Annotated in this window: 11 protein-coding genes; 8 read left to right on the plus strand and 3 right to left on the minus strand. The window is 65.4% G+C overall.

The window, feature by feature from the left end; all coding sequences use genetic code 11:
• The 4 genes from EYQ35_10700 to EYQ35_10715 all read left to right on the plus strand — a co-directional run.
• Positions 1-319 (plus strand): hypothetical protein (locus tag EYQ35_10700; GenBank protein HIF64604.1); only part of this gene is annotated, 319 nt, incomplete at its 5' end.
• Between the two features lie 72 nt (positions 320-391).
• Positions 392-1,228 carry an enoyl-CoA hydratase/isomerase family protein gene (locus EYQ35_10705; GenBank protein HIF64605.1) on the plus strand — a complete coding sequence of 279 codons (837 nt, stop codon included), beginning with the start codon at positions 392-394 and terminating at the stop codon, positions 1,226-1,228.
• Between the two features lie 57 nt (positions 1,229-1,285).
• A complete protein-coding gene (locus EYQ35_10710) occupies positions 1,286-1,693 on the plus strand; it encodes a nuclear transport factor 2 family protein (GenBank protein ID HIF64606.1) in 408 nt (135 codons plus the stop codon).
• A 119-nt stretch (positions 1,694-1,812) separates the two neighbouring features.
• Positions 1,813-2,802: an MBL fold metallo-hydrolase gene (locus EYQ35_10715; protein ID HIF64607.1), complete on the plus strand. Its 990-nt coding sequence runs from the start codon at positions 1,813-1,815 to the stop codon at positions 2,800-2,802.
• Between the two features lie 16 nt (positions 2,803-2,818).
• On the opposite strand, the gene EYQ35_10720 is transcribed toward EYQ35_10715, so the two are convergent.
• Positions 2,819-3,574, minus strand: a complete 756-nt coding sequence (locus EYQ35_10720; GenBank protein HIF64608.1) for a hypothetical protein — start codon at positions 3,572-3,574, stop codon at positions 2,819-2,821.
• A gap of 151 nt (positions 3,575-3,725) precedes the next feature.
• Between EYQ35_10720 and EYQ35_10725 the strand changes: the two genes are divergently transcribed.
• Positions 3,726-4,454, plus strand: a complete 729-nt coding sequence (locus EYQ35_10725; GenBank protein ID HIF64609.1) for a hypothetical protein — start codon at positions 3,726-3,728, stop codon at positions 4,452-4,454.
• Between the two features lie 21 nt (positions 4,455-4,475).
• Positions 4,476-5,273, plus strand: a complete 798-nt coding sequence (locus EYQ35_10730; GenBank protein HIF64610.1) for a glucose 1-dehydrogenase — start codon at positions 4,476-4,478, stop codon at positions 5,271-5,273.
• A 33-nt stretch (positions 5,274-5,306) separates the two neighbouring features.
• Here the strand turns inward: EYQ35_10730 and EYQ35_10735 are convergent, their stop codons facing one another.
• Both EYQ35_10735 and EYQ35_10740 read right to left on the minus strand, forming a co-directional pair.
• Complete coding sequence (locus EYQ35_10735) at positions 5,307-6,029, minus strand: sulfite exporter TauE/SafE family protein (protein HIF64611.1); 723 nt, start codon at positions 6,027-6,029, stop codon at positions 5,307-5,309.
• Entirely contained in the window at positions 6,026-7,816 is a 1,791-nt protein-coding gene (locus EYQ35_10740) for a long-chain-acyl-CoA synthetase (GenBank protein HIF64612.1), read from the minus strand. Before EYQ35_10740 ends, EYQ35_10735 begins: the two co-directional genes overlap by 4 nt.
• Positions 7,817-8,074: 258 nt before the next feature.
• Between EYQ35_10740 and EYQ35_10745 the strand changes: the two genes are divergently transcribed.
• Positions 8,075-8,893: an SDR family NAD(P)-dependent oxidoreductase gene (locus EYQ35_10745; GenBank protein HIF64613.1), complete on the plus strand. Its 819-nt coding sequence runs from the start codon at positions 8,075-8,077 to the stop codon at positions 8,891-8,893.
• A gap of 132 nt (positions 8,894-9,025) precedes the next feature.
• Positions 9,026-10,543, plus strand: a 1,518-nt coding sequence (locus tag EYQ35_10750; protein ID HIF64614.1) for a hypothetical protein, incomplete at its 3' end; no start/stop codon positions are given.

Genomic DNA, 10,543 nt, shown 5'->3' on the forward strand with positions numbered 1-10,543 from the left:
CGACGACGAGTCGGTGTTTAACAATATCCCCATGGGAGCGGTCAAGGGCGCCGAGGGGGTGTGGAGCGTACTTGGTCCTTTGCACGAAACAGCGCTGTCGGTCGAGTACGTGATCCATCATATCGCGCAGTCCGAGGACGGCATCGTCTTAACGGAACGGACAGACCGTTATCACCTTGAGGACCGGGTCGCGGAATTTCCTGTCATGGGGGCGTTCCAGGTCGAGGGCAATATTATCCGTCGGTGGACCGACTACTTTGATATGGCGCAGTGTCTCGAGCAGATGCCGCCGGGCACCGAGCTTCCGAGCACGGGTTGACCCGTTGACCGCGCGGGGTCGGTATTGTCGCCCCCGTCGGCGTGCTAGCGTCTGCGGACCAGGAGGTGTGCCATGGCGTATGAAGGATACGAGTGTCTGAAGGTCGGGCTGCAGGAGGGCGTCGCGAGGGTGACGATAGATCACCCGCCGATAAATCTTTTTGACCTGGCGTTGATGGGAGAGATGGACCGCGTAGGCCGCGAGATCGAGGCCGACCCGGCCGTAAGGGTGGTGGTCTTCGACAGCGCCGACCCGGAGTTTTTTATCGCCCACGCCGACGTGGACTTCATACTCCAGCTTCCCGACGATGTACCGGCCAAGGCAGACACGCTTGGTTTTTTTCACGTCATGGTCGACCGCTTTCGCACCATGCCCAAGGTGAGCATCGGCCAGGTCGAAGGCCGAGCGCGCGGCGGTGGCAGCGAGTTCCTGCTGTCACTCGACATGCGCTTTGCCGCCATCGGTCGCGCGATTTTTTCTCAGCCCGAGGTCGCGCTGGGCATACTTCCAGGCGGCGGCGGCACGCAGCGCCTGCCGCGCCTGTGCGGGCGCGCCCGGGCGGCCGAGATCATCTTCGGCTGCGAGGATTTCGACGCCGAGCTGGCCGAGCGCTACGGCTGGGTGAACCGCGCCCTGCCGCCCGGGGAACTCGCCCCCTTCATCGACCGCCTCGCGAGGCGCATAGCGTCGTTTCCGCCCGAGGCCATCGCGCTGGCCAAGCAGGGTATCAACGCCGCCGAGCCACCGGTTACAGAGGGCCTGCTCGAGGAGGCCCACCTGTTCAACCGCTTGCTGGCGACCGACGATGCCAAGGCCGCTATGAAGGCATTCATGGAGGTGGGCGGCCAGACCCGCGAGCTTGAGCTGGCCCTGGGCGAGTTGGACTGGGGGCAGGTAGGCAAGGGCTGAAAAACAGTGCGGTCACGGGCCGCACGATGACCGACCGAAGACCAGGGAGATTGATTTATGCCTGTTGATACCGAGGCCTTCCTTGCCCGATGGAACAGTGCGGTTCACGCGCGCGACACAGAGGGCCTGGCTGCCCTGCTGGCCGACGAGGTGAGCATGGGCGCGCCGCCTTACTGGAACCGTATCGAGGACAAGGCGGTAGTGGCCCACCTGCTGGGCATCATCGTGGAGACCATTACCGACTTCACCTACCACCGGCAGTGGCTCGACGGCGCCGAGCTCGCCCTGGAGTTCCACGGTCACGTGGGCGACTGCGCCTTGCAGGGCATCGACCTGATCACCCTTGGAGAGGACGGGCTGATAACGCGTCTGGATGTAATGATACGGCCGGAAAACGCGCTCGTGCTGCTGCGCGAGCGGGTGGGCCCGCGAATGCTGGAGTTCTTCGAAGCGAAGGCCGACTGACGCCGCCACGTTGGTTCAGCTGCGCAATCAAATACAATGCGCCCGTGAAGAACGGCATCAGCTATCCGATCGAAACTCCGCCCGAGCCGGGTGAACTCATAGAGTTGGCCGACGGCGTGATGTGGCTCAGGCAGCCGCTGCCGTTCTCGCTCAACCACATTAACTGCTACCTGTTGCGCGACAACGGCGGCTGGACCGTTCTCGACACCGGCCTGCGCAACAGCGACGTCAAGAAGCTGTGGCAGTCCATCATCGATAACCGTCTTTCGGGCGAACCCATACGCCGGGTGATCGCCACCCACTTGCACCCCGATCACGTTGGCCTGGCCGGCTGGTTCACCAGTCGGTTTGGCGTGGAGCTGTGGATGGCTCGGTCAGAGTTCTTTTTGCTGCGCATGCTGGCCGCCGACGGTCCGCAGGACATTCGCGCCGACGCTGTGGCCTTCTACAAGCGCGTTGGTTTCAGCGAGGAGCGCCTGGACAACTACCGCATGCGTTTTGGTTCTTTCGGCGCGCTGATACACCCTCTGCCTGCAGGCCACCGCCGCTTGCGTGATCGCCAGATGGTGGAGATCGACGGGCGCGATTGGGAGGTGGTGGTTGGCCGCGGACATTCGCCCGAGCACGCGTGTCTCTATTCGCGTGACCTGAAAATCATGCTTGCCGGTGACCAGGTGCTGCCCCGTATAACTCCCAACGTGAGCGTGCACCCTACCGAGCCGCACGCCGACCCGCTGGGCGAGTGGCTGGAGTCGTGCACAACGCTGCCTGATCGTATTGCCGACGACGTGCTCGTGCTGCCCGCCCATGGCCTGCCGTTTAACGGACTGCACGCGCGCCTGGCCTATCTCGTGGAGCATCACCGCGAGGCCCTGGTTCGCGTGCGCGCGGCCTGCGGCGAGGCGGCCACGGTACCCGATGTTTTTCCGGCGCTGTTCGATCGCGAGATCGACGATTCGCAGTTCTTCATGGCCGCTGGCGAGTGCCTGGCCCACATTAATTACCTCGAGGCCCGCGGTTATCTCAGGGGCGAGGTCGATGGCGAAGGCCTGGCGCGCTACCAGTCCACCGACGCCGAGTTTGATCCTGCTGGCGTGGGCGGCGGCTGAGTCGTGCCGCTCGTTCTTACCCTACCAGCCTGAAGTCGACACCGGCCAGCTGAAGCATGTTGCCCTCTACGGGCAGGCCGCATTCGCGGGCCGCTTCGAGTATGCCCGGTGCGTTGTCGGTGGCCAGCTCCATACCGACTATTCCTTCGCCCTCCACCGTGCGGTCGCGGTCTATCGGCACGAAGACCAGGCGGCCCTCGTCCAGTGTCACCGCGTACCCGTCGGCCTCCGGGCTTACGGGCCTGGTAAGCACCTCGCCCCAGCGCTCGGCCATGGCGGCCGGGTCTTCGGCCTGTATGACGACAGCCCGTATTGCCGACACCTGCCCCTCGCCGCGTCGCTGCTCCCAGTTGGGGCCTCCCCATTCCCACGACGCCGGCGGTGTCATCTGGTCGAGCGACAGCAGGGCCCCACCGAGGTCGCGCGGGTGCAGGTGTACGGTTGCTGCCTGCCCGAGGTCTATCTCCCAGGCTACGCGAACGCCTAGTTGTTCGACACGCTGCCGCTCGGTGGCCAGGTCGTCGACCTGCACGATGACCATGTAGCCGCCCGGGCCGCCGCGACGGGCCAGCTGTCGGCCTGCGGTGGTGCCGTCGGCCACGGGCGATACGACTTCGAGGAAACAATCGCCCAGGGCGAACACGGTGTTGGCCAGCCCGAAGGTGGCCACACCGGGGTCGCGAAAAGGATCGCCCAGTGAGAACACCTGCGTCAGTGCGCGCGCGGTCTGCTCGAGATCCTCGGCCACCAGCGCCAGTTGTCTTAGTCTCATGTGGCTGTTGCTAGTCCCGCGTCGCGCCCGAGGCAAGCGCGCGGCGCGGGTAAGTGCCGGCAGCAGAAAGACCTCGGCGAGGTGGCCTGTGGCCGGGCGTTCTGCAATAAGTCGTGCTTGTCCGCGTGCGCGCGGGGTGGAGAGACATCGCGTGGAAAAACTCGTTTACGTTTTATGGAAGGACGGCAGTACCGACAGCGCGGCCTTTTCGGCTGCTTTACGCGAACAACTGCCCGCGCAGCTGCGCGGGGCGGGTGCATCGAGCATCGCTGTAAACCTGGCCGACGCCGACGTCGACTACGCTGCCGCCCAGCGCATGACGCGTTTTGATCCCGCTCCGGCGGCCGTCGTCTCGTTCTGGCTCGAGGACTCCGACCTGCGCGAGCCGTTGGAGCAGGCCTTGCATGCTTGCTGCGAAAAACTCGCCGGCTATCTCGTGGTCGAGTCGCTGCCGCTGGTCAACACCACGCACACGGCCGCCGTGGGGCAGCGCACCCCGGGTACCAACGTAATCGCGCTCATCGAGTGTCCGTCGGCCATGCCGTACGCCGACTGGGTGGAGCACTGGCACACCACCCACAGGCGCGTGGCCCTCGAAGTGCAGTGCACCTACGAGTACATACGCAACGAGGTCGTGCGCGCCTTGACCGACGACGCCCCGCCGTTTAACGCCATAGTCGAGGAGGGTTTTCCGACCGAGGCCGTCGTTGACCCCATGCTGTGGTACTGCGCCGATGGCAGCGACGACAAGTTGCAGGAAAATTTTGGACGCATGATGGAGAGCGTGGCTGCGTTTCTCGAAGTACCACGGGTGGAGTCCCACCCGATGTCGCAGTACGTTCTCGACGCTCCATTGCCGCGCAACCAGGACCGGGACTAGGTCCCGGGAGAGAAGGAAAACATGGGAAAACTTGAAGGGAAGGTTGCCGTCGTCACTGGCGGGGCAAGTGGTATAGGCGAGGCAACGCTGCGCTTGTTTGTCGAAGAGGGCGCGCGCGTGGTGGTTGCCGACATCAAGGACGAGCAGGGGCAGGCGCTCGCCGACGAGCTGGCCTGGGAGAAAGGCGCCGCCGTGTTTCAACACACCGACGTGACCAACGGCGAGCAGGTGGCTGCCGCGGTGGCCCGCGCGGTGAGCGAATTCGGCCAACTCGACATCATGCATAACAACGCCGGTGCCATGGTTGGTCGTGGCTCGGTGCTCGAGATGGAAGAGGCCGAGGTCGACCGCGCGCTGGGCCTGTTGTTCAAGAGCGTGTTTTTCGGCGTGCGCGAGGCAGGGCGCGTGATGTCAAAGCAGGGCAAGGGCAGCATCGTCAACACGGCGAGTATAGCCGGCCTGAACCCCGGCGCGGGGCCACACCTGTACGCGACGGCCAAGGCCGCCGTGGTTTTCTTCACCGGTTCGGCGGCGCTTGAACTCGGTGAGTACGATGTGCGCGTTAACTGCGTGTGCCCCGGCGGCGTGGCCACCGAGCTGGTGTCGAGCGCGTTGGGCGCGGGTGCCGATATATTGCCTGCCATCGAAGAGAGCATGCGCGGCCGCCAGGCCATAGAGCGACCAGGGCGGACGATAGACATCGCGCGCACCGTCTTGTGGTTGGCCTCCGACGAATCCGACTACGTGACCGGCCAGGCGATCGCCATTGACGGTGGCGAAAACTACGGCGCCAAGTGGTCCAAGCAGACCATGCAGTAGGAGCTTGCGCGGGGCTCTGGCTGGCGCTGCGATTCAGTTCAGCAGCAAGCCGAGGCCGGCCAGGCCCAGCCCCAGCCAGCAGGCGGTACGAAAACGTTCGGGACTCACGTGGCGGGCGGTGCGCACGCCGAGCCACGCGCCCAGCAGTACCATGGGTGTCATCATCAAGGCTTCGAGCACGACCTCGCCGCTCATCAGCCCGCGCGAGGCGGCCACCGGCAATCGCGCCAGCCCCATGACCAGGAACAGGGCCTGCAAAGTGGCCTTGAGTGCTTCGGGATCCTCGTCCTGCCGGTAAAACTGTATGACCAGCGGTGGTCCGCCGGCGTTGAAAGCGCCCGCCAGCGAGCCCCCGGCCAGGCCCGCCAGCATGTCTGTCCACGCGGGTGGGTTTTTAGTGAGCTCGCCGCCGCGCAGGTTGAGGATCGACACGACAAGGATTATGCCGCCGAGCACGCGCGTCATGAGTACGGTGTCGAGGCTGGCCAGGGCCGTAACGCCCAGGGCCACCCCGGCGATGGCGGGCAGTGCCGTGCGCTTTAGCAGCGGGAGCAGCAGGCTGTGGCGCAGCATGTAGAGCGCGCCCATGTTCATGGCGAGGCCTGCCACGTTGACCACGCCCGATGCGTGCAGCAGGTCGGAGGCCACCACCGTACCCATCATGGCGATGGCGCCGAAGCCGAAGCCGACAAAGCCCTGCGTGAAGGCCGCCAGCAACATCACGGCGGCAGTGAGGGCCAGCGCTTCGGGGCTCACGAGTCCCGTTCCGCCTCAAAAGGCGGGTAGCCGGCCGCGGCCAGGCTGTCGTCGCTCAGCGGCACGAAACTCTTTTGTGCGTCGTCGCGCACGAGCAGCGGGTCGTCTTTTGCGTCAGCCGGATCGTAGCCGTCGCGTTGAAGGTCGACTTTGCGCAGTTTGAAGGTGCTGGTCATGTCGGCCTCTCGCGACAGGCGCAGGAACACCGGCTGCGCGTATGATGCCAGGCGCTCGCTGCAGTGCTCGAAGAAAGCGCGGCCGTCAAAGTCGTCGGCATTGTCGACGATGAGCGCGGCCATGCCTGCGCGCCCCTCCGTGCCGGGCACGCGCACGCCGTACACGTTGGCCAGCAGCAGGCCGTCGAAACCGGACAGCGCCTCGGCAACCTCCTGGGTTGATACGTTTTCTGATTTCCATCGAAAGGTGTCGCCCACGCGGTCAACAAAGTAGTAGTAGCCGTCCTCGTCGCGCCGCAACAGATCGCCGCTGCGATACCAGCTGTCGCCGGGGGCGAATACGTCGGCCAGCAACTTGGCGTTCGTGGCCTCGGGGTCGGTGTAGCCCTCGAAGCGGCCGGCCCCGGAGTCGGGCAGGTCGGGCACCATGCCCACGAACTCGCCAGTCTCGCCCACCTCGCATTCGATGCAGAAGCCCTCGGTATCGCGCGGATGACTGTCGGCCTGGTCGTCGTAGCGTATCAGTCGGCCGTTGTGCATCTGGGGAAACGGTACCCGCCCGCAGGAGCCCACGCGGTTGTCGAGGTTGATCAACGAGGTGTTGGCCTCGGTCGACGACCAGCCTTCGAGTATGCGCTCGACGCCAAAGCGTTGCTGAAACTCCTGCCAGATATCGGGCCCCAGGCCCGCGCCCATCATCACTCGCAGGTCGTGGTCGCGGTCGTTGTCGCGCGGTGCTTGCGCGAGCAGGTAGCGGCATATCTCGCCTATGTACTGGCAGCCGGTCACCCCGTAGCGCCGGGCGTCGTCCCAGAAGCGGCTGGCGCTGAAGCGCCGCAGCATTGCTATGGCCGCGCCGTGCGACAGGGCCGACGAGGTAACGACCATGCCCGCCGCGCCGTGGTAGAGGGGCAGCACGCAGTAAATCACGTCGTTGGTCGTGTAGCCGGCGATGGCCGACATGCCGTCGCCCACGCCCAGGTAGCGCATGTGGCTCAAGCGCGCGGCCTTGGGCAGACCGGTGGTGCCCGAGGTGAAGACGTGGAACAGGTCGTCGCCTGCCAGCAGGCCTTCGCGCACGGAGGGGTCGGGGTTGTCGTTGGACTGGTCGGCCAGAAGTTGGTCGAGGGCAAGGGAGCCGGGCGGTGCCTGGGCCGAGGCGCCGAGCTCGGGGTCGGCCATCACCGCGAAGGTGTAGCGAGCGCTGGCATTGCCGGCCAGGCTCGCCACGCGGTCGAGGCATTCCTCGCCAACGATCACGGTCGAGCAGTCGGCCACCGACAGCGCGTGCTCGAGTACCTGGCCCGTGCTGTTGCTGTTGACGAGCACCGTCACTACGCCCAGCTTGCACAGGCCGCCCCACGCGACCAGGAACTCGGGACGGTTTTCCATCATCAGCGCCACGCGGTCGCCGCGGGTAAGACCCCGGGCTACTGCCCAGTGCGCCACGCGGTTGGCCTGGCTGTTGAACTCGGCGTAGGTCAGTTGCCTCTCGCCGAAGAACACGAACACACGCTCGCCGCTGTCGAGGGCTCGCTGCTCGATACGGTCGGCCACCGTGAGCGTCTGCGACGGGGTGTGCGCAAGCGTGGCCGCCGAAAGCAGGTTCATCTGCTCCTGCGTTTGCTCTCTCGAAGGGAGATCCGTTCCTTTGACCACAAAAGTACCAGGGCTGCCCCCTCGTGGGAGGCAGGAAGTGATAACTACAGTCTTTGGGCAGGCGAAAAAAGGGGCGTGACTTTCGCCACGCCCTCGGATCGAGGTGCCCGGGCTGCCTTGGGGCGTTTTCTGCGTATAACGTAGGAGCGGTGACCCCTACGACAGGGGCTCGCTTGCAGGGACGCGGCCGGCCGCAGGGAGAGAAGTGCGATGACAGCTGAAAGCGACGGTGGTGTGGTGCTGGTTACCGGGGCGTCTTCGGGCTTCGGGCGCGAAACCGCGGCGCTGCTGGCCGAGAGGGGTTGGCGTGTGTACGGCACGAGTCGAAAGCCGGCTGCCTGCGGGGAGACTCGTTTTGAACTGCTGGAGCTCGATGTCGCCAGCGAGCGCTCTGTGACCGACTGTGTCGGCGAGTTGCTCGAGCGCGAAGGTCGAGTGGACGCGCTGGTCAACAATGCCGGTGTCGTGATGGGTGGCGCCCTCGAAGAAACCAGCGACGACGAGGCGCTGGCGCTGTTGCAGGTCAACTTGCTGGGGCCCGCCCGGGTCGCGCGCGCGGTGCTGCCGGCCATGCGCAGTGCCGGACGTGGGCGCATAGTCAACGTGGGCTCGTTGGCCTCGATGGTGGGCCTGCCCTTCCAGGCCTGGTACTCGGCGAGCAAGGCCGGCCTGGCGCTGCTCAGCGAGGGCTTGCGCCAGGAAGTGCGCGCGCAGGGTGTGTGGGTGTCGCTGGTGGAGCCCGGTGATTTTGCCACCGAGATAAGCGATCACCGCTTGTCGGTTGATAAGCGTCTCGATGTTTACGCGGCCGCGCGCGAACGCGCGGTGTCCGTCATGGCGGCCGATGAGCGTGGCGGTCCCGGGCCCGTGGGCGTGGCGCGCATGGTCGCGCGTGCCTTGTCGGACCACCGGCCACGGCACTGCTATAGAGTCGGCCGCGAGGTCCCGTGGCTGACCGCGGCCATGGCACTGCTGCCTGCTCGTTTTACCGAGGCCGCTGTCAGACGCCTCTACCGCGTGGACGGCTGAAGCGGCAGTATCCGCCGGGTCGCTGGACGAGAATCCCCCCCCCCGGCTGTTGTCTGAGCCTCCCGCACTCTATAGATAGTCTTCGTTCCGAGCCTGTTCGGAACGACTAAGGGGAGTGAGGTAATCTTGATGATGAGTTTTCGTGCGGTATTCGCGGCCGGCTTGACGGCTGCCCTGTTTGTTCTAGTAACGGCTATGCAGGCCCCGGCAGCGGGCTGCGGCGACCCGGCCCCGCCGCCCAACGGCGACGGCAACGTCACCGCGGCAGACGCGCTTTACTGCCTGCAGATGGCGGTTGGCAGCCAAACCACCGACCTCACCACCTGTGACGCCGACGACGGCGGCACGGCTACGGCGGCGGACGCGCTGCGCGTACTGCAAAACGCAGTGGGCCAGGCGGTAACCCTGACCTGCCCCGGCGGCGGTAGCGCCTCGGGACTGGCCTGCACCTCGGCCGAGTTTTTCCCCCTGGGAGATTCGGAACTCGATTCGGGCACCACCGGGCTGGGCCACAACGCGACCCTGGTGGAAGGCTTCTCCTTGACCTTCGACACCCCCAAGGCCTGCGTAGGTGGCGCCACACCCGGTGACGCCTGCTCGCTTGACGCCGACTGCGGCGGCGGCACCTGCGATGTTACCTGCAACTGCGACGGCACCGAGGATTGTGAAATCCGCGGCCCGGCCCTGCAGGGACGTTGCCTGACCACGCTGGTACCCTGCGATTCGGGATCCGAATGTGTAAGCGGCCAGTGCGAGCGCTTCTTCGGCTCTCCGTTGCCGCTCAGCTCGGGCGGAGTACCGGTCTGCGTTACGACCTATTTCTCAGACGACATTGTGGGCACGGCCAACCCCAGCACCGGCCAGGGAGAGGCCACGGCCAGTCTGCGCAGCCGCGTACACCTGGGCCTGACGAGCGACCAACCCTGCCCGCGTTGCGGGCATCTGAACGATAACCCTGAAGTGGGCGATAACTTCCTCTGCGACGGCGGCCCCCATGACGGGTTAGCCTGCACGGTAGGCGGATTCAGCCCCAAGTTCGGCGGCGTGTCCTTTGACTGCCCGCCCGATGTCACGTCAAACGTATCCGGACAGGGCCTGGCGATCATCTTTCCGAGGGTGACCACGCGCACCGACAGCCAGACTGCCGAGATAAGTTGCACACCCCCGTATAATCATGGCGGATTCTTCAGTGGCAAATGCACTCATGACCCACTGAACGCCTCAATTAACTGCACCACGGATACTGAGTGCCAAGCCCTACACCCCAAGTCGACCTGCGGATTCAACTGCCACTGCGGCTTCTGTGCTACTGCCTCAGCACCACAAGGCGACCCGGACCAGCCCTGCTTCAACGACGGCCAGTGTTTGGAAGTGGGCAGCAGCTGCATACAGGGCACGGGCTCGGTACCGGCTAACGCCGCCCAGGTATCGCCCAACGCCTGCGGGGTCGGGTTCTGCGGAAACGACGTGACCGAAGAGTGCCACGACAAGACCCAGGGCACCTGCTCCGACAGGACCTACTTGAGTTGTACTAACGACTCCAGCTGTATTGCCCAGGGCGCCGGCACCTGCGTGATAGTGCAGAAGCCATGCTTCGAAGGCACGATAACCCGCGAGGGCGTGGCCTCGCCGGTTGGCAGCCACTGCATG

This window comes from Candidatus Binatota bacterium, from assembly GCA_012960245.1.
Classification (GTDB): Bacteria; Desulfobacterota; Binatia; order UBA1149; family UBA1149; genus UBA1149.